The following is a 21,939-nucleotide window of genomic DNA, read 5'->3' as shown; positions in this document are numbered from 1 at the left end:
GGTCGGCAAGCTGATCACCATGGTGTTCAGGCCTCTCCTCCCCGCGGTGCCGCTCGAACGGCAGGAGATCGGTCTCGACGTCGACGTCCTGTTCGGCGCGGTGCCCAGCCGGGACCTCGACGCGTCGATCGGCGCGGTGGACGAGCAGCTGAGCGGCCACGGGATCAGGCGCGGGCTGCTCTGCTCGCTGCGGGGCGGGCTGTTCGACGCGTGTTCCGGCAACGACGAGACGCGCAGGGCGGCGGAGCGGACGGGGCACGTGCCGGTGGGAACCGTCGACATCCGCGACGCGCTCACGGCGGAGGAGGAGATCGTCCGGCTGGCCGCGAGCGGAGTGCGGCTGCTGCGGCTCTTCCCGGTCGAGCAGTGGGTGGAGCCGGACTCGCCCGGCCTCGCGTACGTCATCGACGTCGCGGCGGCGAACGGGCTCACGTTGCTCACCAGCGGGGACGTCAGCCGGTTCTGGGCGCCGTTCAGCGGGACGCGGGTGTGCTTCCTGGACGTGCACTCGTACCGGGTGGCGGACTTCGTGATCCTGGCCCGCCGGGAGCCGGGGTTCGTGGCGTCGACCCGCATGCTGGTCGGCCCGGACAACATCGAGAGGATCGCGGGAGAGGTGGGCGCGGACCGGCTGGCGTACGGGTCGCGAGCACCGCTGCACGACGTGATGCCGTCGGCCCTGCGCCTGCGGACGGCCAGGTTGGACGAGCGGGAATGGCGGCAGGTGGCCGGGGGAACGGCGACGGGATGGCTGGGGGACGGATCGTGATCATCGACGTGCACGCGCACGCCGGCCCGTGGTTCTTCTCGACCGAGGTGGGTGCGGTCGAGCAGAACATCGAGCTGATGGACCGGTACGGCATCGACCGGCAGATCGTGTCGGCGTCGGAGGCAGTCACGTACGACATGGTGAGCGGCAACCGGTGGATGGCGGACGTGCTGGCCGTGCATCCGCGTCTGCTCGGCTACCTGGTGATCAACCCGAACGAGCTCGACGAGGCGGCCAGGGAACTGGAACGCCACCAGGCGACCGGGCGGTTCGTGGGGGTGAAGATCCACACGACTTATCCGGGCCTGCCGCTGACGTCCCAGGCGACCGCGGAGGCGTTGAGGCTCGCCGCACAGGCGGGGCTGCCGGTGCTGATCCACACCTGGGACGACGGTGTGCTGGGCCTGGTGAAGGTGCTGGAGCGGCACCAGGAACTGCGGATCATCGCGGGACACATGGGCGGACCCGCGTGGCGGACCGCGGTCGAGGCGGCGTGCCGCACGGACCGCCTCTACCTGGAGCCGTGCTGTTCGATCACCGATCGCGACAGGTTCCGGTACGCGCTCGACCGGGTGCCGCTCGCCCAGATGCTCTTCGGCACGGACAGCACGCTCGTCGACCCGGCGATCGCGCTGGGCGTGGTGCTGGACGCGCATCTCACCGAACGGGAGTACGAGCACGTGATGTGGCGCAACGCGGCCGCGCTCTTCGGCATCGAGACGACGGCGGGGCTCGCGGCATGAGGAGGTGGCTCCTGACGGCACTGGTCGTGGCACTCTCGGGGTGTGCCACGACCAGCGCCGGGCCGGACAGCGTGACGCTGTGGATGTACCCGGTCATCGACGACGCGGCGAAGAGCAAGGCGTTCTGGAAGCAGGTCGAGGCCGATTTCGAGGCCACGCACCACATCGACCTCCGCGTCGAGCTCCAGCCGTGGGCGGGGCGGCAGGAGAAGATCGGCACCGCCCTGATGTCGGGCAGCGGACCGGACCTCGTGCTGCTGCAACCGGACATGATCCCGCAGTACGTCGCCCAGGGTGCGCTCCAGCCGGTCGGTGACGTCGTCACCGGCAGCGGACGCGCGTTCCGGCCGTCGGTGATCTCGGAGCTCAGCGTCGGCGGCCAGGCGTACGGCGTGCCGATCTACCAGACCGTCACGACCACGGTCTACAACCGCAGATTGTTCGCGGAGGCCGGCATCACCGAACTGCCGCGGACGTGGGACGAGGTGCGGGCGGCCGCGCCCAGGCTCGCGGCCAGGGGCATCCCCGTGCTCGACTACCCCGGTTCGGCCGAGGAGACGCTCAACATCACCTTCTACCCGTTGCTGTGGCAGGCGGGCGGCTCCGTGTTCAGCGCGGACGGGAAGAAGAGCGCCTTCTCGTCGCCGGAAGGTGTCGCCGCGCTGCGGTTCCTGACCGACCTCGGGGCGATGAACGGGTTGCCTCGCGACGTCACGACCCGCAAGAGCGATCTCAAGGACGATCCGGTCGCCGCGGGCAGGGCGGCGATGAGCCACGTCACGACCGCCGCCGAAGCCCGCAACATCATGGCCGGAATCGGCGCGGAGGACACGGTGATAGGCCTGCCGTTGCAGCAGAAGGTGCGTGCGACGTTCGGCCAGCCCGGCGCGTTGTCGTTGGTGCGCAAGGAGAAGAAGGTGAAGGATGCCGCGTGGAAGGTGCTCGCCCACCTCACTTCACCGAAGGTCGTCGACGGGCTGTGCGCCGAGTCCGGCTTCTTCGCGCCGTGGATGGACGCGTCGCCGCCCTCGGGTGACGAGGTGGACCGGAAGTTCGCGCAGGCGCTGCCGTTCGCGTCCGCCGGTGACGCGCATCCCCAGGCGCGCAAGGTGATGAGCCTGCTCGCACCTCACCTGCAGGCCGCGCTGCTGGGCAGGGCGACACCCGAGCGGGCGCTGGCCGACGCCGCGGCGGAGGTCGACGGGATGCTCGGCGGACGCTGATGCGCGCCAAGCTCACGATCCTGCTGTTCCTGCTGCCGGTGCTGGTGCTGTTCGGCCTGTTCCGGTTCGTGCCGCTGGTGGGTGCGGCGGGGCTGAGCCTGAGCGACCACGACCTGGACGGCGGGCGCGAGTTCGTCGGCGCGGCGAACTTCGCGGACCTCGCCGCGGACCCGAGATTCCTGGAGAGCCTGCGCACCACGGCCGGCTACGTCGCGATCTGTGTGCCGCTCACGGTCGTCGTCGCGCTGGGCACCGCGCTGCTCCTCGACCAGGTCCGGTGGGGTCGCGGGTTCTTCCGCGCCGCCCTGCTCGCGCCGTACGTCACCAGTCTGGTGCTCTCCGCCGTGCTCTGGCGCCGGTTGTTCGAACCGCTGGGAATCCTGGGAGACCCGGCGCTGGTGCTGCCCGCGCTCGCCGTCGTGAGCACGTGGAAGGGGTTCGGTTACTCGATGCTGGTCCTGTTCGCCGGCGTCCAGAACGTCCCGGCGGAACGCCTCGACGCGGCGAGGAGCGACGGCGCGAGCACCTGGCAGCGGTTCCGGCACGTGCTGCTGCCCGCGCTGCGGCCGGCGCTGTTCTTCGTCGTCGTGATCGAGACGATCGGCTCGTTCCAGGTCTTCGACACGGTCTACGTGTTGACCGCCGGCGGCCCCGTGCGCGCCAGCTACACCTTGGCGTACGCGGTGTACGACTACGCCTTCCGGCAGTTCGACCTCGGTCACGCCGCGGCCGCGGGCATCGTGCTGTGGGCCGTGGTGCTGCTGGTGTCGCTCACTCAGCGCCGGGTGCTGGACCGGAGTCCGTGATGCGGTCCAGGAAGGTACTTCCCGCCGTCGCGCTGGCCGTCGTGACGCTGCTGGCCTCGGCGCCCTTCGTGCTGATGGTGCTGGTCGCCCTCTCCCCGCCCGGCACGCGCACGCTGCCGTACGGATGGCCGGAGTCGTTGACCCTGCGGAACTTCGTCTCCGTGCTCGCCACCGAGGACCTGCTGCTCTGGACGGCCAACACGATGATCTACGCGGCGGTATCCGTGGTCGTGGTGCTGTTGTCCGCGTCGATGGCCGCGTACGTGTTCGCCCGCAAGCGCTTTCCCGGCAGGGACGTGCTGCTGTGGTCGATCGTGTCGACGTTGATGGTGCCGTTCCACGCGCTGGTCGTGCCGTTGTTGTTGCTGGTCGCGGCACTGGGCTGGGTCGACACGTACTGGGGCCTGATCGCGCCGACGCTGGCCAACGCCCAGGCCGTCCTGCTGCTGCGGCAGTTCATTCGCGCGCTGCCGGACGACGTCTTCGACGCGGTGCGGGTCGACGGCGCAGGCGACTGGCGGACCTACTGGCACGTCGTGCTGCCGTTGTGCCGCCCGGTGCTCGCGACGCTCGCGGTGTTCGTGTTCCTGTGGCACTGGAACGACTTCCTGTGGCCCCTGGTGGTCACGAACTCGACCGAGATGCGCACGCTGACCCTCGGACTGTCCACGATGGACTCCGCTCGGACGGGCCCCGCGGAGCTGATGTCCGCCGCCACCATCACCGCGCTGCCGTGCCTGCTCGTCTTCTGGCTGGTGCAACGACACCTCGTCAGCACACTCACCGGACGGGGACGGTGACCCCCAGGCTCCGCAGTGCCATCCCGGTCCTGTCGAGGTGCAGCGGCAGGTCGAGCCGGTCGAACAGCCGCCACGCGTGCAGGAAGCACTCCTCCGCCTTGTCGAAGCGCCCGTTGCGGTACTCGACCCAGCCGAGGCTGTACAGGGTCTCCGCCTTGCCGACGCTCTCGTCCTCCGGTGAGAAGGCGGTCTGCGACTCGGACATCAACGCCGACGCCTTGCCCGCGTCGCCCTGCTGGGCGTGGATGGCCGCAAGGACGTGCAACGCCAGGGCTTCGTCGCGCGGGCAGGAGGCCGCGCCGAACAGCTCGATGGCCTCCACCAGGGCGCGTTCGGTGGCCACCAGGTCGCCGCGGGCGTTGTGGTGCAGGCCCGTGCTGAACAGCGTGCACGCCCGTCCGTACGCGCACCCGAGCTCGTCGAAGATCGCGAGCGATTCGGTCAGGAAGCACTCCGCGTCGTCGAGACGGTCCTGGTTGCGGCGGACGACTCCCAGTCCCTGCAACGAGAACGCCTCACCGCAGGCGTCCTCGCAGTCGCGGAACACCGCCAGCGCGCGGGTCAGTTCCACGGCCGCGTCGTCGTGCTGCCCGTGGAACATGTGCACGCTGCCCACGCCGAGATCGGCATAGGCCTGGCCGTGCGCGTCGCCCAGATCGGCGAACACCCCCTGCGCCACCAGGAAGTGCTCGCTGGCCTCGTGGAAGTGGTCGCGGTGGAAGGCCAGCGCACCGAGGCCCTGGTTCAGGACCGCCCGGTGGTGCCGGTCCCCCGCCCGGTCCGCGGCCTCCAGCGCGAGCGTGTGGGTCCGCCGCCACAGGTCGTAGTGGCCGCGCAGGTCGAACAACGTGGTCAGCACGCCGGCGATGGCACAGCCCAGCGTCGTCATGCCGAGTGAGATCGCCTGCACGGCCGTCGCGACCAGCGAGTCGCGCTCGGTCTCGAGGAACGTGAGCGGATCGCCGACCGGCACGTCCGCCACCGAGCCGTGATCGGTCAGCCGCACCTTGAGGAACCGGCACGGCAGGTCGACCTCCGCCCGCACGGCCAGGTCCAGCCACGCGGTGAACGCCCTGCGCAGCGCCTCGGTGTCCTCGTCCCCGTCCTCCTGGGCCCGCTCGCGCCCGAACACCCGCAGCAGCTCGTGGAACCGGTAGCGGCCGGGACCCGCGGACTCGAGCAGGTGCGCGTCGGCGAGGCTGTCGACGATCTCCTCCGCGTCCGGCACCGCGACCCGCAGCAGTGGACCGGCGACCCAGCCGGGGAAGTCCGGCGCGTCCAGCAGACTGAGCAGCCGGAACGCCCGTTGCTGATCCTCGGCGAGCGCCTGGTAGCTCAACGCCAGACTGGCGCGCGCCTCCAGGTCGTCGATGCGCAGCTCGTTGAGGCGGGTGCCCTCGCACGCCAGCCGGTCGGCCAGCCGCCCGACCGTCCAGTGGGACCGCCTGGCCAGCCGTGATCCGGCGATCCGCAACGCCAGCGGCAGGTTGCCGCAGTAACGGGCGACCTCGGCGGCGGCGAGGGGTTCCGCGGTCATCCGGTCCGGCCCCGCGATCGACGCCAGCAACCGCACCGAGTCCTGCGGGCCGAGCACGTCGAGGTGCACCGCGTGCGCCGTCTCCACGAGCTGCACCCGGCTGGTGATCAGCACCGCGGACCCGGCCGACCCCGGCAGCAGCGGCCGGACCTGCGCCATGCCCGCCGCGTCGTCCAGCACGACGAGCACCTGCCGCGCGGCGAGCTGCGAGCGGTACAGCGCGGCCTGGGCGTCCAGGTCGTCCGGCACCGCGTGCGGGTGCACGCCGAGCGCGATCAACAGCTCCGCGAGCACGGTCGCCGGATCGCGCGGCGACGGCGACGTGCCGCCCAGCCGCACGTAGAGCTGCCCGCCGCGGAACTCGGGCCCGACCGCGTGCGCCACCCGCACCGCGAGCGAGGTCTTGCCGACGCCCGCCTTGCCGATGATCACGGCGGGTCTTCGCTCCTCCGTCAGAATCCTGGCCAGTTCCGCCGTCTCGTCAGCGCGCCCGACGAAGTCCTCCGGGCCGGGCGGCAGCTGCATCGGCCGCACCGCCCGCGGCGCCGAGGACGTGCCGCGCAGCACCTCCTGGTGCAGCCGCTGGATCTCGTCGCACGGCTCGACCCCGAGCGCCTCGACCAGCACGACCCGCAGCGCCCGGTAGGTCTCCAGCGCCTCGGCCCTGCGCCCGGCCCGGTGCTGGGCGAGGATCAGCCGCCGCCACAGCCCCTCCCGCAACGGCAGCTGCCGCACCAGCGCGCTCAGCTCCGTGATGACGGTGCCGAACTGCCCGGCCGCCAGCCGCGCCTCGGCGAAGTCCTCCCGCGCGGCGGCGGCCATCTCCTCGAGGCGCACCACCTCGCCCTCCAGCCACCCGCAGCGCGGCACGTCCTCCAGCGGCGCACCCCGCCAGCCGGACCACGCGTCCTCCCAGACCGTCACGGCCTTCACGACGTCCCCCGACGCCAGCGCCGCCCGTGCCTCCTCGGCGGAACTCTGGAAGAGAAAGCTGTCGAGCTCGTCCAGCTCGACGTGCAGCCGGTAGCCACCGCTGTCGGTGACCAGCCGGTCCGCCAGTCCGATGGCGGCCAGCTCACGCCTGAGTCGACTTACATGGGTGTGCACGTTCGCAATGGCCGACACGGGCGGCCGTTCGCCCCACAGCGCCTCGACGATGGCGGTCAGGCCGACCGGCTGCCGTGCCCTGACCAGCAACGCGGCCAGCAAAGCCCGCCGCCGCTGCCCCGTGTTGGGCAGCTGTTGTCCGTTGTTCATGACGCATAGCGGCCCGAGGACCGCGAACGTCGCTGTAGTAACCAAGGCTCCCCCACCCGGTCCAGTCGACGACTTCGGAGCGTAGCAGTGCATTCACGCTTGGACACGGGTCGAAGGTTGCCTTTGCCGGCAGATGGGTGTGGGCGGCATGTAGGAGCCGTGTAGATGGGCTCCATAGCGTCCTTTTCAGACCGCGAAGGTCCGCGGTTCTGACAGAGGGGACACCATGAACTTCAGGGGAATGCTGCGCCGAATCGCCGGCGCGGGGCTGGCACTCGCGGCCGTGGGCGCGGTGCTGATGTCGCCGACCACGGCCACCGCGGCGCCCGCCGACGCGGTTCCGGCATCCATCACCGCCGACCCGTCCGAGCCGTGGGACCTCGTCTACGGCGCCACCAAGGCGTCCGGAACCGTGCGTTGGCACGCACGGTCCGTCGACGTCGACTTCACGCTGAAGGCCAGCTACTGCCGCCGGCTCTACGTGACGCCCTACGACGCCAACTACAAGGAGTACCCCTCCAAGAGCACCAGCCTGCACTGCGACACCACCAAGACCGGCACCCTGAACCTCGCTGTGGACATCGCCGGCGGTCCCGCTCACGTCATCGCCTGTCTCCAGGACGGGGCCGACAACTGGCTCACCTGCGAGCAGTACGACCGCCCCTGACGGACAGCGCTGGGGGTAGAGCGGGCCGTCACCCCAGGGGCGGCCCGCTCTTCCGCGACAAGACACGGGTGTCGGCTTGATCAATCATGGTGCGGAGTGGTGGGGTGGACCCTCGACCGCCGGGAGGCCACCATGGGCGAGGACGTCGCGAAGCACGAGTTCACGCGCGAGGACCGCACGCGGTACCGCACCAAGGTGCGGCGATGTCTCGACGTGTTCGCGCGGATGTTGCGTGAAGCGCGCTTCGACTTCGAAAGGCCGATGACCGGCCTGGAGATCGAGATCAACCTCATCGACGAGAACTGCGATCCGGCGATGAAGAACCACGAGGCCCTGGACGTCATCGACGACCCGGACTTCGTGACCGAGCTAGGCCAGTGGAACATCGAGATCAACGTGGCGCCGCGCCGGCTCGCGGGCGGCGGCATCACGTCGTTCGAGGAGACGGTCCGCCGCAGTCTCAACGACGCCGAGGAGAAGGCACGGGCGGTCGGCGCGCACATGGTCATCAACGGCATCCTGCCGACCCTGCGCACCAAGGACATCTCCCCCGGCCTGCTCTCCGGCAACCCGCGCTACGCGTTGCTCAACGAGCAGGTGCTGGCCGCGCGGGGCGAGGACCTGCAGATCTCCATCGACGGCGTCGAGCGGCTGCACCTCACGGCCAGCTCGATCGTCCCCGAGGCCGCCTGCACGAGCACGCAGCTGCACCTGCAGGTGTCGCCGGAGCAGTTCCCCGCTTACTGGAACGCCGCCCAGGCCATCGCGGGCGTGCAGGTCGCCGTCGGCGCCAACTCGCCGTTCTTCCTCGGCAAGGAGCTCTGGCGCGAGACCCGCATCGCCCTGTTCCAGCAGGCCACCGACACCAGGGGCGACGAGCTCAAGGCCCAGGGCGTGCGGCCGCGCGTGTGGTTCGGCGAGCGGTGGATCAACTCGATCTTCGACCTGTTCGAGGAGAACGTCCGCTACTTCCCCGCGCTGCTGCCCATCACCGACGACGAGGACCCGCTGGCCGTGCTCGACAAGGGCGACACGCCCGCGCTGAGCGAGCTGAAGCTGCACAACGGCACCATCTACCGCTGGAACCGGCCCGTGTACGACGTGGTCCGCGACCGCCCGCACCTGCGCGTCGAGAACCGGGTGCTGCCCGCCGGGCCGACCATCGTGGACACCCTGGCCAACGCCGCGCTGTACTTCGGGCTGGTGCGCGCGCTGGCCGAGGACGAGCGTCCACTGTGGTCGCAGATGAGCTTCCAGGCGGCGGAGGAGAACTTCAACGCCGCCTCGCGCAACGGGATGGACGCGCAGATGTACTGGCCCGGCGTCGGTACCGTGCCGGTGGTCGAGCTGGTGCTGCGCCGGTTGCTGCCGCTGGCGCACGAGGGTCTGATCCGGTGGGGCGTCGACTCCTCGGAACGCGACCGGTTGCTCGGGGTGATCGAGCAGCGGTGCCTGAGCGGCGTGAACGGAGCCACCTGGCAGGCGCGGGAGTTCCACCGGCACTACGACCACTCGCACATGGACCGAGCGGACGCGCTGCGCACGATGCTGCGGACCTATGTGGACCTGATGCACGCCAACGAACCCGTGCACACCTGGCCGTTGACATGAGAAGAGGGGGTGTGGCCGCCAGCGGCCACACCCCCTTCGTTCAGCTGGTCGGGAAGTTGTCCGGGGTGCGGACGCGTTCGCGCACCCACACACCGGCTTCCTTCAGCACACCGGTACCCGAGAAGTTCGTGCCGGAGCAGGTGCCCGTCTTGAACACCGCGCCCGACAGACCGTCGTCGGAGTAGTTCCAGTTGGCCCACGAGATCTTCTTCTGGGCCATCAGGTCGATGTACTTCTGCGACGTCGTGAAGTCGTTCGAGCCGCCGCCGGAAGCCGTCTGCGTGCCGAACTCGGTCACGAACACCGGAACAGCGCTGGAGACGCGGTTCAGGACGTCGATGTACGCCTGCTTGTGCGAGTTGGCGTAGAAGTGGAACGAGTACATGAAGTTGGTCGCGTTGACCTTGTTGTTCAGCACCACCGACGGGTCCTCGCCGTCGGAGTGGCCGAACGTCGACCAGCCGTTCGTGCCCGAGACGATGAGGCTGTCCGGGTCGATGTTGCGGATGACCGGGATCATCTGCTCCGCGTAGGACTTGACCTTCGCCCACGACGTGCCGTTGGGCTCGTTGGCGATGTCGTAGATGATGTTCGTCTTGTCCTTGTGCCGGTTGGCGATCTCCGTGAAGAACGTCTTGGCGCGGGACAGGTTGTAGTTCGGGTCACCGGGCGAGAGCTGGTGCCAGTCCACGAGGACGTAGATGCCGCGACGCGTGGCTTCCTCGATGTAGCCGTGCATCATGTCGGTGAACTTGCGGGGGTCGGTCTCGTACCCGTCCTCCTGGATGTACATGGCGACGCGGATGAAGTCCGCGTTCCAGTCGTTCACCAGCGCGTCCCACCACTGGGACTTCGCGCACTGGTGGTACCACTGGATGCCGTGCGTGCTCATGCCGCGCAGCTGGATCGGTTTGCCGTACTGGTTGCACAGCTGCACACCGCACACGCGCAGCAGGCCGTTGATGTCGTGCGGCCTGGTGCCGCCGGGCGTGCCCGGCTGCGTGCGCACCGAGACGGAGTTCGAGGCGCCGGACAGGTTGCCGGCCGCGTCGCGCGCCTGCACGGTGAAGGTGTACGCGGTGTCCGGGGTCAGGCCGGTCACGGTGTGCGTGGTGCCGGTCGTGGTCTGCCCGTTGGACAGGACGTACGCGGCGACGCCCACGTTGTCGGTGGACGCGTTCCACGCCAGCGACACCGAGGTCGACGTGGTGCCCGTCGAGCGCAGGTCGCCCGGCACTGAGGGGGCCACGGTGTCCGGCGTGGCCGACTGGGCGTCGACGTCGATTCGGTCCAGGTTCGGGCCGCCGTTCACCGTCGTCGCGACCGTCTTGATCGTGTTGGAGCCCGCGTTCAGGGTGACCGTCGCGGACTTGATCGTCCACGTGGTCCACGCGCCGGTGCCCGGGAACGAGAAGTTCGACGCCACCACGGTGCCGTTGACCGAGATGTCCATCGGGCGGTTCGCCGTGGTGCCGTTGGCGAACCGGAACGTGAGTGCCGCCAGACCGGCGGTGCCCGCGTTCACGGTGAACTCGACGGAGCTGCCGACCTCGTTGTCGTAGTTGACGAAGCCCGAACCGGTGAAGCCGGCGTGGTTGGACTCGACGAGGCCGTTGGCGATCGTCGCGTTCTCCGCCTGGTACTGGACCGGGGCGGCGACCGCGACGGCCGGAGCGACAGCGAGTGCGAGAGCTGCTGGTAGGACCAGGAACAGGGATCTGGCCACAGGTGCCTCCTGTGTGAGGGGAACAGCAGGGCGCGGCGGCGATTTAGTTAAGAAGGTTTCCTATCAGTGGTGGCTTGAATCACAGCACCAGACCAGTACTCGTGTCAACAAATTCGGGCGACCGGAACAAGTGGGATGAGGCATCCTCGACCACCTGATGCGATCCAAAGTCACCGTGACCCCAGCGCAGCTCCCGGAGGTGCTGCTGCACGTCGCCGTCGTCCGGCCGGTCTTCCTGTGGGGAGCACCGGGTATCGGCAAGTCCTCGCTCGTCCGCAAGTTCGCCGCCGAGCTGGGCCTGGAGTGCGTGACGCTGCTGGGCACGCAGCTCGCGCCGGAGGACCTCATCGGAGTTCCGGAACTGGTCGGTGGCCGTTCCCGGTTCGCCCCGCCGGAGTCCATCGCGCGGCAGGACCCGTACTGCCTGTTCCTCGACGAGCTCAACGCCAGCTCCCCCGAGGTGCAGAAGGCGTTCTACTCGCTGATCCTCGACCGGCGCATCGGCTCCTACGAGCTGCCGAAGGGCTCGATCGTGATCGGCGCAGGCAACCGGGCGGTCGACAACGCCCTGGCGCGCCCGATGGCGTCCGCGCTCGTGAACCGCATGATCCACGTGCATCTCACGGCGTCTTCGAAGGACTGGCTGGCATGGGCGCGTGAGAGCGACATCCACCCGTGGGTGCTGGAGTACCTGACGCAGCGCCCGGACCACCTGTGGAGCGCGGCGCCGAAGGTCGAGGAGTCGTTCTCCACGCCGCGTGGCTGGCACATGCTCTCCGACGCGCTGCACTCGTTCGGCGACGGCATCTCCGACGACCTGCTGGAGGTGCTGGCGTTCGGCACGGTCACCGCGAACCACGCGTCGATGTTCAAGGCCTACGTGAAGACCGTGCGGCACGCGTACGGGCTGGAGGCCGTGCTGCGCGGCGACGCCCGCTGGCCGTCCGCTCCCCAGGACCGCGACCTGCTGTACTTCCTGGCCGAGGCGTTCCGCGCGCGGCTGGTGAAGGAACTCCCCCACGACAAGGCGCACGCGCCGGCGGCGGGCAAGCAACTGGCGCACCGAGGCAAGGCGCTGCTGCTGGAACTGGCCGAGCTGGCGCTGGAGATCGCGCAGATGGTGATCGCGGCCGACGACGACGGCAACCCCGTGCTGCCCGCGTGGTTCCTCGTCGAGGTCACCCGCGACCTGCCCCGGCTGGTCGCCGCACGCGCATGAGCCGCCGGACCCGCACGCCCGACCCGGCAGCGATGGCGTTCGAGGCCGCACACGCGCAGATCCGCCTGCACCCGCTGTTCGCGCCGTTGAGCAGCTACGAGAGCCGGAGCTCCGACCACCCCTGGGCGGACATCTCGCTGGACGGATCGATGCGCGCGCACCCGACGCGCAAGGCCGGTGAGGCCGAATGGGTGTGGGTGTTCGCGCATTGCCTGCTGCACCTGGGTTTCGGTACCGGCTCGTGCGACGAGGTGCTGGACTTCCAGCCCGCGATCCGGCTCGGCACCCGCCCGTTCTCGTGGGAGCCGGGCCGGTGCGTGCGCGGCGGACCTGCCAGCGACCCGAAGCGCTGGGCCGATCGGTTCGCCGCCGGACTGTCCAACGCCGCCGTGGCCGCGATCGACGTGGCGGGCGGCGCGCGGTCGTCGTTGTCCGACTCACGGCCGGTGCGCAGCGAGTGGGACCTGGCGCTGAGCTGGTTCGTGTCGAACTACCCGCTGCTGGGCGCGCTGGCGTCGACGATGACGGTCGTGGCGGACGCGGAACTGGCGCGGGGCTGGGACATCTCGATCGCGGCGGTGTCCGCGGCCTCGGCCGAGATCTACGTGAACCCGTTGGCGGGCTTGACGAAGCCCGCATGGCGGTTCGTGCTCGCGCACGAGATGTTGCACGCCGCGCTGCGCCACGGCGACCGGGTCGGCGGGCGGGATCCGTACCTGTGGAACATCGCCGCCGACTTCGTGGTGAACGGCTGGCTGGTCGAGATGGGCGTCGGCTCCCCGCCCTCCGGAGTCCTGCACGACCCGGAGCTGCGCGGCCTTTCGGCGGAGTCCGTCTACGACCGGATCGCGGTGGACCTGCGCCGGTACCGCAAGCTGCTCACGTTGCGCGGCAACCATCAGGGCGACCTGCTCGGTGACCCTCTTCGCGGGCCTTCGGACGTGGCCGACCTCGACGAGTTCTACCGGCGCGCGTTGCTGACGGGGCTGAGCTTTCACACGTCGTCTCGTGGACTCCTGCCCGCCGGACTGGTCGAGGAGATCCGGGCGCTGGAGCACCCGCCGCTGTCGTGGGACGCCCAGCTGGCGCGGTGGTTCGAGGAGTTCGTTCCGGCCGTGGAGAAGCGCCGCACCTACGCCCGCGCGTCACGGCGGCAAGCGTCCACTCCGGACATTCCGCGGCCCGGCTGGGTGCGGCCGGAGTCGCTGGAGGCGCGGCCGACGTTCGGTGTGGTGCTCGACACGTCCGGCTCGATGGACCCCCAGTTGCTGGGAAAGGCACTCGGCGCGATCGCTTCTTATGCCGCGGCACGTGACGTGCCCGCCGCACGCGTGGTTTTCTGTGACGCGATGGCATATGACGCTGGATACGTGCCCGTGGAGGACATCGCGGGCCGGGTGACGGTGCGCGGGCGCGGCGGAACGGTGCTGCAGCCCGGTGTCGACCTGCTCGAACGCGCCTCCGACTTTCCCGAGGCCGGTCCGATTCTCATCATCACCGACGCCGGGTGCGACGTGCTGAGGATCCGGCGCGAGCACGCGTTCCTGATTCCGGCGGGCGCGCATCTGCCGTTCCGCGCTCGCGGCCCCGTCCTCCGGATGTCCTGATGGAGATCGCCTGCGACGAGTCGGGGTCCGAGGGCGAGAAGCTCGTCGGCGGGGTCACCGCGGTCTTCGCCCATGCCGGCGTGCTGCTCTCGCGGGAGGCGGCCTCGGCGTGCGTCGAGACGCTGCGCGAGATGATCAAGTCGCCCGCGCTGGAGTACAAGGCGAACCACCTGCTGCGACAGAAGAACAGGTGGGTGCTGTTGTGGTTCTTGGGGCCAGACGGCCCATTGGCGGGCAAGGCGCGCGTGCAACTCGTGGACAAACGGCGGTACCTAGCCTCGCGGGTACGTGTCGAGTTCGGCGGCGTGACGGGGCCGCTGGAGCTCTACAACGACCTGCTGCGGGCCCGTGGCCCGCGCGGGAATCTCGACCCACTGTTCCCCGCCATCCTGCGCGCGGTGGCGCAGTGGCAGACTTCAGGGGGCGGGCCGGTGTCGATCGTGCACGACCAGCAGCTGTCGCTCACCGATGGACGGATCCGGCAGCTCAAGAAACTCGCGCCACGGCTGCAAAGCCTGACGCTGGTCGACTCGCAGTACGACGCCCGCGTGCAGGTTGCCGACTTCCTGGCCGGAATCGCGCGACGGGTCGCCGAGGAAGAACTCAACGGACGACCTGACCGCGAGGTGATCGAGTTGCTGATGCCCTTCGTGGTCGGACCTAGGATGTGGCATGCCTGACGCGATTTTCGCCGACCCAAGACTGGCTCGGCTCTACGACGCCTTCGACGGGCCGCGCGTGGACCTGAACCTGTATCTCGGCATCGCGGCCGAACTGGAGGCGGCGAGCGTGCTCGACGTCGGCTGCGGAACGGGCAGCCTGGCGGTGATGCTGGCGTCGTCCGGCCGCACCGTCGTCGGGGTGGATCCGGCGCTGGCGTCGCTGGAGATCGCGCGCGCCAAGGAGTCCAGGGTCACCTGGATCCACGGCGACGCGACGACGCTGCCCGCGCTGTCGGTCGACCTCGCGACGATGACCGGGAACGTGGCGCAGGTCTTCCTCGGGGACGACTGGGAGGCCACGCTGCGCGGGGTGCGCCGGGCGCTCAAGCCGGGCGGGCACTTCGTGTTCGAGACGCGCCGCCCGGAGCACCGCGCCTGGGAGGACTGGTCGCGGGCGAAGCCGCGGGTGCTGGTCGGGGTGCGCGAGCAGCTCGAACTGCTCAACGTGAGCCTGCCGTTCGTGTCGTTCCGGCACACCTACCAGTTCCCGGACGGCTCGGTGATCTCCTCGGACTCGACGCTGCGGTTCCGGTCGCGTCCCGAGATCGAGCAGAGCCTGACGCGCTGCGGCTTCGAGGTCGTCGACGTGCGCGACGCACCCGACCGGCCTGGCCGGGAGCACGTGTTCGTGGCGCGCAGGGTCAACTGACCAGCGCGGGCTGCTTCCAGGCCCGCACCAGCCACGGCAGGACGCGTGGCAGCCGGTCGGCCACGATGTCGTGCAGCACCAGCACCATCCGGCCGGAGTGCGCGGGACCGGCGTCCAGCCACACCACGTGCATCAGGACGCCGGTCTGCAGGTCGAGCCCCGCCTCCGCCTCCGCGAGGGCGGCGGGGGTGGCGGCGACGGGGTCCGCGACCTCGTGATGCGCGAAGCCGGAGCGACACAGCTCAGGATGCAGTTCCACCAGGGAATCCATGGCGGCGGCGAGACGTCCCACGCCCAGCCCTGCCCGAACCTGCACCGTAATGGCTCTCACATTAGGAGAGCCTAACCTAGGTCCACTCCGGGTTCCGCCCACTGAGTCCCAGGACACGGTCGAGCAGAGGCGCGTTCGAGCTGACCTCCACCGCGGCCCCGAAGAGCGAGCCGTCGCGGTCGTCAGGTCCGATCGAAGACACGAAGCCGTGCACCACCTGGAGCAGGCCTTCCTCGACCTCGAACGGCTGCCCGGTCGCCTTGGCGAGATCCCAGCCGTGCAGCACGATCTCGTCCAGTGCCACGGCACCGGCGACCTCGCCGGGCAGGTCGACGCCGCCGGCGCGGGTCATGCCCTCCCACGCCTCCGGCGAACGCCAGGCCTTCGCCAGTTTTTCGAGCCTCGCCGGTACGGACTCGCGGAAGTCGAGCGGCAGCCGGGCCGCGTCGCCGGTGCCCGAGCCTTCCAGCGGGGTCTTCAGCGCCGCCGCCGTGAACGCGACCGACAGGCCGTTCACGTGGTCGAGCAGGTCGCCGACCGTGTAGTCGGGACACGGAGTCGGCGCCTTCAGATCGCCGTCCGTCACGTTGCGCACCAGACCCGCGAGCCGGTCGGCCGCGGGAGTCAGGTCGAACATCAGTAGCCGTCGCCTCCCCAGAACTGTTCCTCGAGCGTGTCAGCGGTACCGGCGAGCAACTGGAGCGGATCGGTGAACTCGTGGATGTCGAGATCCTTGAGCGGCAACGAGTGCCGGACCACGACGTGCTCCCCCATGATCGCGAGGCCGCACGCGACGGTCGAGTTGCCCACCTCCGCCAGCACCGCGCGGAGGTCCACGTCCTTGGCCAGCCCGCACGGGGACGCGATCTGCACCCACTCGTGCATCTTGTCGAGCACTTCCCTGACGATGATCACGACCTGCGTGCGTTCATCGTCGCCTTCGTCCTCGTCCCCGAAGGTGAAGAGGATCCTCAGCTCCTCGTCCTCGTCGTGGATGACGTCGTACTCGGCGCGGACGTAATCCGCGAGGTCTCCCCAACTCGCCATGGCGCAACCCTACTGGCCGCGATGGCCCACAGCCCGACGACCAGAACAGCCGTCACCTCGGCGATGAGCAAGATCCTCTCTATGTAGCCCAACGGGAACACGCGCCACCACCGAACGTCGGAGGCCATGCCCATCACAATGGCGTAGAGGATGGGCATGAATGCGACGACACTCAACAAACCGGACGCCATAGTCCATTTGGCGTGTTTGCCCCACACGTGATCCCGGATCCACGGCCGCGCCAGCAGGATGACGGCGATCGGCAGGCTGACGAACGCGATCATGCTGCCGAACCGGTGAATGCTGCCGCTCAGCTCGTTGGTGCCCATGGCCCAGTTCGTCTTGGGGAACGCCACGACGAGGAACAGGCCGATCGACCACAGGGTGAGCGCGATCGCGCCTCCCGACCGCCACCTCGTCAGTCCTTTGTGGACCAAAACGGCGAGGATCGCGAGCGAGCCCACGGCCAGCGACACCACCGCGATGTCGAAGACCGTGCGGTAGTCGCCCAGCGCGTACTCGCTGATCGTGCGGCGCAGCGGGCCGACGGTCAGGTCGAGCAGGCCGACCATGGCCACCGTCGCGACGACGGCGAGTGAACCGCCGGTGGCGGCTAGTCGAGGTATCAGCACATAACGGACAACGCCCCGGTGAGCGTGCCGGGTTCCTGGGTTCAGGAACCCGACAGCTCACGCACAGGCTTTCACCAGCTTCAGCCGAAGACGCTGCCGCAGGTGATGTTGACCTGCGATCCCGTGAGGGTGCGCCCCCAGTCCGAGGCCACGAACACGGCCGTGCGCCCGACGTCCTCCAGGGTCGCGGCCCTGCCGAGCAGCGTGGCGCCGACGATGTCCTCCTCGATCGGCGCGCGATGCTCCTGGGGAACCGACTCGGGGATGCCGCCGGTCTGCAGCGTCACCACCCGGACGCCGTGCGGGCCGAGCTCGGCCGCGAGCTGGCGGCGCATCGACTCGACCGCGTCGAACGCCGCGAGCAGGCCGCCGAGCTGCCACTTCCGGTGCGCCGACGGCTCGCCGGTGCCGCCGAAGAACAGAATGACGCCCTCGCCCTGCCGGGTCATGTGCCGGGCCGCTGCCCGCGCGGTGAGGAACTTCGAGCGGACCGCCGACACGACGGGACTGAGGTAGTCCTCGACGCTCATCTCGATCATCGGCGTGCCCTGGACGTCGTTGTCGGTGGTGACGTTGACGGAGATGTCGATCCGGTCGAACGTGGCGGCGTGCCGGTCCACCGCCTCCTCGTCCAGCGCGTCGACCACGGCGTAACGGGCGTGGAGCTCGTCGGCCTTCGCCTTGAGCGTCGCCTCGGTGCGGCCCGCCAGGTGCACGTCGGCACCTGCCCTGGTGAACGCCGCCGCGATCGCGCCGCCGACGTTGCCCGCGCCGCCGTAGATGACCGCGGTCTTCCCGTCGAGGTTCATCGGTTCGCCGGTCATGGCGTCGAGGCTAACCGCGCAGAGCGGCACTCGCCTCTTCCGCGACCGCCCCGGCCACGGCGTTCAGCGCCGGCGAGTCGAGCTTCCACTGCTGCCAGTACAGCGGCACGGAGATGGTGCGGCCCGGCGCGAGGTCGACCAGGCCGTCCTGGAGCTGTTGCGGCGGCACCATTCCCCAGCCGAGTCCCGCCACGATCGTCCGCACGTACACCTCGGACGACGGCACGAAGTGGCGGTGCTCCGAGGCGCCGCGGCCACGGGTCAGCGTGCGCACGAACCGGTCCTGCAGGTCGTCGTTGCGGTCGAACACGACCACCGGCGCGTCCGGCAGCCACGACTTCAGCGGTCCGTCCTCGTGCCGGTCCACGAACGGCTGCGAGGCCATTGCCGCGTAACGGATCTCCCCCAGCTTGGTGACCGAGCAGCCCGCGACCGGCTCGCGCGAGGACGTCACCGCCGCCATCACCACCCCTTGCCGCAGCAACGCCGTCGTGTGGTCCTGGTCCTCGCGGTGCAGGTCGAACGAGATCCGCAGCGACGGCGAAACCCGTTGCAGCGCGGGCAGGAACCAGGTGGCGAGCGAGTCGGCGTTCACCGCGATCGGCACCCGCACGACGGCGTCCTCGCCCAGCGCCGCGTCGAGATCCTGGTCCAGCGCGAGCAGTTGCCGACCGTAGCGCACGATCACCTCGCCGGACGGCGTCAGCCGCACCGGCCGCGCCCGCACCAGCAACACACGCCCGGTCCGCTGCTCCAGCGCCTTGATGCGTTGCGAGACAGCGGAAGGCGTGACATGGAGGACGGCGGCAGCCGCGTCGAACGTGCCCGCGTCCACGACCGCGAGCAGCGTCCGCACCAGATCCAGATCCATCACGGCTGCTAATGATACGTAAGAATCTGTAGCTGGCCTCATCAAGACGGCGTCAATAGCGTGGACCGTGTGATTGACCTGCTGCTCGGCTTCGGCACCATGATGACCCTGATCGTCGCGATCGGCGCGCAGAACGCTTTCGTGCTGCGCCAGGGACTTCGCAAGCACGCGGTCGCCAAGGTCGTCGCCGTCTGCGCGATCTCGGACGCGATCCTGGTCGCCGCGGGCGTCGCCGGGTTCGGGGCGATCGTGAGGATGTTCCCGGCGGCGATCACCGTCGCCGCGATCGCGGGCGGTGTGTTCCTGCTGGGCTACGGCTTCCTGGCGGCCCGCCGGGCGTTCCACCCGTCAGCGCTCCGGGCGGGAGACGACGTGAACACCCGCCCCGTCCTGACCGCGCTGGCACTGACGTGGCTCAACCCGCACGTCTACCTCGACACGTTGCTGCTGCTCGGCTCGATCGCGGCCGGCCGCTGGCTGTTCGGCGTCGGCGCGGTCACCGCGAGCATCACGTGGTTCGTCGCGCTCGGGTACGGCGCGCGGCTGCTGGGCCCGTTGTTCGCGAGGCCCCGCGCGTGGCGGGTGCTGGACGGCCTGATCGCGGCCGTGATGATCACCCTCGGGGTGACGCTGATCGCCGGCTGGTGATCAGGACCCGAGCTTCACGGCCTTCGGGAGTCCTGCCGGGCCCGCCACCGGCCACGCCAGCGGATCCGGCCCCAGCTTCACCAGTTCGGCGACCTGCAGCCGGGACCACGGCGAGACCGCGCGCGTCCCGTCCAGCACACCGGACGCGTACTCGCTCCACGCCACCCGTTCGGTCGAGTCGACCTCGTCCGGGTTCGGCACGGGCTCGTCGTCGGAGAGCACGCGGAACACCGGGCACATCTCGTTCTCGACGACGCCGTCCATCTCCGCGCGGTAGCGGAAGGCCGGCAGCAGCAGTTCGGGATCGGGGGTCTTCATGCCGAGTTCGTCCCGCAGGCGGCGGAGAACGGCCTGGGCCATGTCCTCCTCCGGCAGGGGGTGGCCGCAGCAGGTGTTGGTCCACAGGCCTGGGAAGGTCTTCTTGTGCAGGGCGCGGCGGGTGAGGATCGTGTTGCCCGCCGAGTCGAAGACGTAGCTGGAGAACGCCAGGTGCAGCGGGGTGTCCGCGTGGTGCACCACTGCCTTGTCCTCGACGCCGATGGCCGAACCGTCCTCGGCCAGGAGGACCACCTGTTCCACAGTCACGGGCACCACGTAATCACACGCGGGCCAAGATCGGGAACCACGCGGACGAGTGAGCTTGAGCGTAGAGATAGCCGGACCATAGGTGTCGCAGGTCACCCTAGGGGCATGACTTCCCCGTTCGCTCAGGCTCACACCATGTTCCTGGTGCTGGTCAGCCCGGCGGGCCAGTACTCGATCTGGCCCGCGGTGCTGCAGGTGCCCGCAGGGTGGCAGGTCGTCCACGGAGTCGCCTGCCGCCAGTCCTGCGAGGACTACGTCCAGGCTCTCCGCAACGACCTTCCCCTGGCTGCCTGACAGGTCAGCGACACTCACCCCGACGACATCCACCGAGCGTCCGTCCACATCGGACTCGATGCTCACCGCGAAGAACATCCCCCGACCCGGACATCTCGTCCGAGCCGAGGGATGCGACAAGCCATGACAGGCCTAGAGCAGGGTGATGTACCCGTGCGACGAGGCCCCGCCGTGCTCGTTGTCGCCCGCGTACGAGGCCGTGAAGCCCTGCAGCAGGGTGGACAGGCCGACCAGCAACGCCACCTGGGCGTCGCACGTGGCCTTGCCGGACGAGTTGGTCGTCGCGGTGCAGAGCGGGTTGCCCTTCACCGTGCGGAAGACGACCGGCTGACCGGCGATCGGCGCCCCGGTGTGCTTGTCGGTCAGCGTCGCGTCGAGCGAGCGGACCGTGAAGCCGAGGAGCCGCAGTTGCAACTGCGCGGAACCGGACACGAGCTTCGACGCGGCGGGCGGCACGAAGTTGATCGCGATGCCCACCGGGCGCTGGCCCACGGCGATGGTGCCGGTGACCGTGTTGGACGCCGTGTCGATGACCGACACCGTGTTGCTGTTGAAGTTCGTCACGTAGGCGGAGGCGCCGTCCGGCGTGAGGGCCACGCTGATCGGGCGGTCGCCGACGAAGATCTTCTGCAGTTCGGTCATCGTCGTGAGGTCCACGACGGACACCGAGTCGAACTCGCTGTTCGTCACGTACGCCCTGGTTCCGCTGGGCGCCAACGCGATGCCGTGCGGCGTGAAGCCGACGGACGCGGTGCCGACGACGGTGCGCGAGGCCACGTCGATGGCGGAGACGCTGTCCGAACCCTTGTTGACCACGTACATCCGCGTGCCGTCCGCCGACGCCGCGATCGCGGTCGCCGCGTTGCCGACGGCGATCGTGGTGACGACGGTGTTGGACGTCGTGTCGATGACCGAGACCTTGCCCGGTCCGGGCAGGTCGTGCGTGACGTAGACGGACTTGCCGTCCTTCGTGACGACGACGCCGTCGGCGTTCGAGCCGACCGTGACGGTCGCGGTGACCGTCAGCGTGGCCGTGTCGACCACGGACACCGTGCCGTCCAGATAGTTGGTGACGTAGACGAAGCCGCCACCGGGGGCGACCGCGACGCCCGCCGGGTGGGTCCCGACGGGAACGGACTTGTCGACCGTGTTGGTCGGCGTGTCGATGACCGTGAGCGTGTTCTGCACGGAGTTCGTGACGTAGCCACGGGTTCCGTCGAACGCGACCGCTGCCATGTAGGGCGAGTTACCGCCGCTGTCGGCGATCGTCGCGGACACCGCGTTCGTGGCCGTGTCGATCACCGACACCCCGCCGCCGTTGTTGGCGACGTATCCGAGCACCCGGCCGGCGGGAGCCGCCGAGGCCGGAGTCACCACCAGTGCCGTGGTGACGGCAGCAGCCATCACCAGTGGACGCAACCGCATGTTCAA

Annotated in this window: 23 protein-coding genes; 13 read left to right on the top strand and 10 right to left on the bottom strand. The window is 69.7% G+C overall.

Annotated elements, in window-relative coordinates; all coding sequences use genetic code 11:
- Window positions 1-19: 19 nt before the first annotated feature.
- From ACIRG5_RS08345 to ACIRG5_RS08325, 5 genes are read left to right on the top strand one after another with little or no spacing between them, the layout of a single operon-like run.
- The gene (locus ACIRG5_RS08345; RefSeq protein WP_402902058.1) at window positions 20-769 is read left to right on the top strand and encodes a hypothetical protein; all 750 of its coding nucleotides are present in this window, start codon (window positions 20-22) and stop codon (window positions 767-769) included.
- Window positions 766-1,512 carry an amidohydrolase family protein gene (locus ACIRG5_RS08340; protein ID WP_402902056.1) on the top strand — a complete coding sequence of 249 codons (747 nt, stop codon included), beginning with the start codon at window positions 766-768 and terminating at the stop codon, window positions 1,510-1,512. The genes ACIRG5_RS08345 and ACIRG5_RS08340 overlap by 4 nt, the downstream gene beginning before the upstream one ends.
- Window positions 1,509-2,735 (top strand): ABC transporter substrate-binding protein, encoded by a 1,227-nt coding sequence (locus tag ACIRG5_RS08335; RefSeq protein ID WP_402902053.1) that lies wholly within the window; start codon window positions 1,509-1,511, stop codon window positions 2,733-2,735. Before ACIRG5_RS08340 ends, ACIRG5_RS08335 begins: the two co-directional genes overlap by 4 nt.
- Window positions 2,735-3,541: a carbohydrate ABC transporter permease gene (locus tag ACIRG5_RS08330; protein ID WP_402902051.1), complete on the top strand. Its 807-nt coding sequence runs from the start codon at window positions 2,735-2,737 to the stop codon at window positions 3,539-3,541. Before ACIRG5_RS08335 ends, ACIRG5_RS08330 begins: the two co-directional genes overlap by 1 nt.
- Window positions 3,541-4,341: a carbohydrate ABC transporter permease gene (locus ACIRG5_RS08325; RefSeq protein WP_402902048.1), complete on the top strand. Its 801-nt coding sequence runs from the start codon at window positions 3,541-3,543 to the stop codon at window positions 4,339-4,341. Before ACIRG5_RS08330 ends, ACIRG5_RS08325 begins: the two co-directional genes overlap by 1 nt.
- On the opposite strand, the gene ACIRG5_RS08320 is transcribed toward ACIRG5_RS08325, so the two are convergent.
- Window positions 4,322-7,135: a BTAD domain-containing putative transcriptional regulator gene (locus tag ACIRG5_RS08320; protein ID WP_402902045.1), complete on the bottom strand. Its 2,814-nt coding sequence runs from the start codon at window positions 7,133-7,135 to the stop codon at window positions 4,322-4,324. The genes ACIRG5_RS08325 and ACIRG5_RS08320 overlap by 20 nt on opposite strands.
- A gap of 226 nt (window positions 7,136-7,361) precedes the next feature.
- Between ACIRG5_RS08320 and ACIRG5_RS08315 the strand changes: the two genes are divergently transcribed.
- A complete protein-coding gene (locus ACIRG5_RS08315) occupies window positions 7,362-7,802 on the top strand; it encodes a hypothetical protein (RefSeq protein ID WP_402902043.1) in 441 nt (146 codons plus the stop codon).
- Window positions 7,803-7,934: 132 nt separating this feature from the next.
- Complete coding sequence (locus ACIRG5_RS08310; RefSeq protein ID WP_402903098.1) at window positions 7,935-9,413, top strand: glutamate--cysteine ligase; 1,479 nt, start codon at window positions 7,935-7,937, stop codon at window positions 9,411-9,413.
- A gap of 40 nt (window positions 9,414-9,453) precedes the next feature.
- Here ACIRG5_RS08310 and ACIRG5_RS08305 read toward each other — a convergent pair whose 3' ends face one another.
- Window positions 9,454-11,139, bottom strand: a complete 1,686-nt coding sequence (locus ACIRG5_RS08305) for a cellulase family glycosylhydrolase (protein ID WP_402902040.1) — start codon at window positions 11,137-11,139, stop codon at window positions 9,454-9,456.
- A 157-nt stretch (window positions 11,140-11,296) separates the two neighbouring features.
- Between ACIRG5_RS08305 and ACIRG5_RS08300 the strand changes: the two genes are divergently transcribed.
- Genes ACIRG5_RS08300 through ACIRG5_RS08285 form a run of 4 tightly spaced genes read left to right on the top strand, consistent with a single transcriptional unit; the run spans window position 11,297 to window position 15,336 of the window.
- Window positions 11,297-12,358, top strand: coding sequence for an AAA family ATPase (locus ACIRG5_RS08300; RefSeq protein WP_402902038.1), 1,062 nt, complete (start codon window positions 11,297-11,299; stop codon window positions 12,356-12,358).
- A complete protein-coding gene (locus ACIRG5_RS08295; RefSeq protein WP_402902036.1) occupies window positions 12,355-13,965 on the top strand; it encodes a hypothetical protein in 1,611 nt (536 codons plus the stop codon). Before ACIRG5_RS08300 ends, ACIRG5_RS08295 begins: the two co-directional genes overlap by 4 nt.
- The gene (locus tag ACIRG5_RS08290; protein WP_402902033.1) at window positions 13,965-14,645 is read left to right on the top strand and encodes an NAD-dependent protein deacetylase of SIR2 family; all 681 of its coding nucleotides are present in this window, start codon (window positions 13,965-13,967) and stop codon (window positions 14,643-14,645) included. The genes ACIRG5_RS08295 and ACIRG5_RS08290 overlap by 1 nt, the downstream gene beginning before the upstream one ends.
- Window positions 14,638-15,336: a class I SAM-dependent methyltransferase gene (locus ACIRG5_RS08285; protein WP_093588135.1), complete on the top strand. Its 699-nt coding sequence runs from the start codon at window positions 14,638-14,640 to the stop codon at window positions 15,334-15,336. Before ACIRG5_RS08290 ends, ACIRG5_RS08285 begins: the two co-directional genes overlap by 8 nt.
- Here ACIRG5_RS08285 and ACIRG5_RS08280 read toward each other — a convergent pair.
- The 6 genes from ACIRG5_RS08280 to ACIRG5_RS08255 form a co-directional block, all read right to left on the bottom strand.
- The gene (locus tag ACIRG5_RS08280) at window positions 15,329-15,667 is read right to left on the bottom strand and encodes a hypothetical protein (protein WP_402902030.1); all 339 of its coding nucleotides are present in this window, start codon (window positions 15,665-15,667) and stop codon (window positions 15,329-15,331) included. The genes ACIRG5_RS08285 and ACIRG5_RS08280 overlap by 8 nt on opposite strands.
- 16 nt (window positions 15,668-15,683) lie before the next feature.
- A complete protein-coding gene (locus ACIRG5_RS08275; RefSeq protein WP_402902027.1) occupies window positions 15,684-16,244 on the bottom strand; it encodes a TIGR03086 family metal-binding protein in 561 nt (186 codons plus the stop codon).
- On the bottom strand, window positions 16,244-16,654 hold the full coding sequence (locus ACIRG5_RS08270) for a hypothetical protein (protein WP_319973304.1): 411 nt from the start codon (window positions 16,652-16,654) through the stop codon (window positions 16,244-16,246). Before ACIRG5_RS08270 ends, ACIRG5_RS08275 begins: the two co-directional genes overlap by 1 nt.
- A complete protein-coding gene (locus ACIRG5_RS08265) occupies window positions 16,579-17,286 on the bottom strand; it encodes a DUF998 domain-containing protein (RefSeq protein ID WP_402902024.1) in 708 nt (235 codons plus the stop codon). The genes ACIRG5_RS08270 and ACIRG5_RS08265 overlap by 76 nt, the downstream gene beginning before the upstream one ends.
- Window positions 17,287-17,366: 80 nt before the next feature.
- The gene (locus tag ACIRG5_RS08260; RefSeq protein WP_402903096.1) at window positions 17,367-18,095 is read right to left on the bottom strand and encodes an SDR family NAD(P)-dependent oxidoreductase; all 729 of its coding nucleotides are present in this window, start codon (window positions 18,093-18,095) and stop codon (window positions 17,367-17,369) included.
- Window positions 18,096-18,120: 25 nt separating this feature from the next.
- Window positions 18,121-18,981, bottom strand: coding sequence for a LysR family transcriptional regulator ArgP (locus tag ACIRG5_RS08255; protein ID WP_402903093.1), 861 nt, complete (start codon window positions 18,979-18,981; stop codon window positions 18,121-18,123).
- A gap of 99 nt (window positions 18,982-19,080) precedes the next feature.
- Here ACIRG5_RS08255 and ACIRG5_RS08250 point away from each other — a divergent pair, with 99 nt between their 5' ends.
- Window positions 19,081-19,629 carry a LysE/ArgO family amino acid transporter gene (locus ACIRG5_RS08250; RefSeq protein ID WP_402903091.1) on the top strand — a complete coding sequence of 183 codons (549 nt, stop codon included), beginning with the start codon at window positions 19,081-19,083 and terminating at the stop codon, window positions 19,627-19,629.
- Here ACIRG5_RS08250 and idi read toward each other — a convergent pair whose 3' ends face one another.
- Window positions 19,630-20,208 carry an isopentenyl-diphosphate Delta-isomerase gene (gene idi / locus ACIRG5_RS08245; protein WP_402903088.1) on the bottom strand — a complete coding sequence of 193 codons (579 nt, stop codon included), beginning with the start codon at window positions 20,206-20,208 and terminating at the stop codon, window positions 19,630-19,632. It abuts the gene before it with no gap.
- 111 nt (window positions 20,209-20,319) lie between these two features.
- On the opposite strand from idi, the gene ACIRG5_RS08240 reads away from it, so the two are divergent.
- Window positions 20,320-20,508, top strand: a complete 189-nt coding sequence (locus ACIRG5_RS08240; protein WP_330277491.1) for an MbtH family protein — start codon at window positions 20,320-20,322, stop codon at window positions 20,506-20,508.
- A 132-nt stretch (window positions 20,509-20,640) separates the two neighbouring features.
- On the opposite strand, the gene ACIRG5_RS08235 is transcribed toward ACIRG5_RS08240, so the two are convergent.
- Complete coding sequence (locus ACIRG5_RS08235) at window positions 20,641-21,933, bottom strand: beta-propeller fold lactonase family protein (RefSeq protein ID WP_402902021.1); 1,293 nt, start codon at window positions 21,931-21,933, stop codon at window positions 20,641-20,643.
- Between the last annotated feature and the right edge of the window lie 6 nt (window positions 21,934-21,939).

Source organism: Lentzea sp. NPDC102401, assembly GCF_044765805.1.
In the GTDB taxonomy this organism is placed as follows: Bacteria; Actinomycetota; Actinomycetes; order Mycobacteriales; family Pseudonocardiaceae; genus Lentzea; species Lentzea sokolovensis.
Note: the sequence above shows the minus strand (reverse complement) of the source record. Positions and strands in the feature narration are given on the sequence as shown.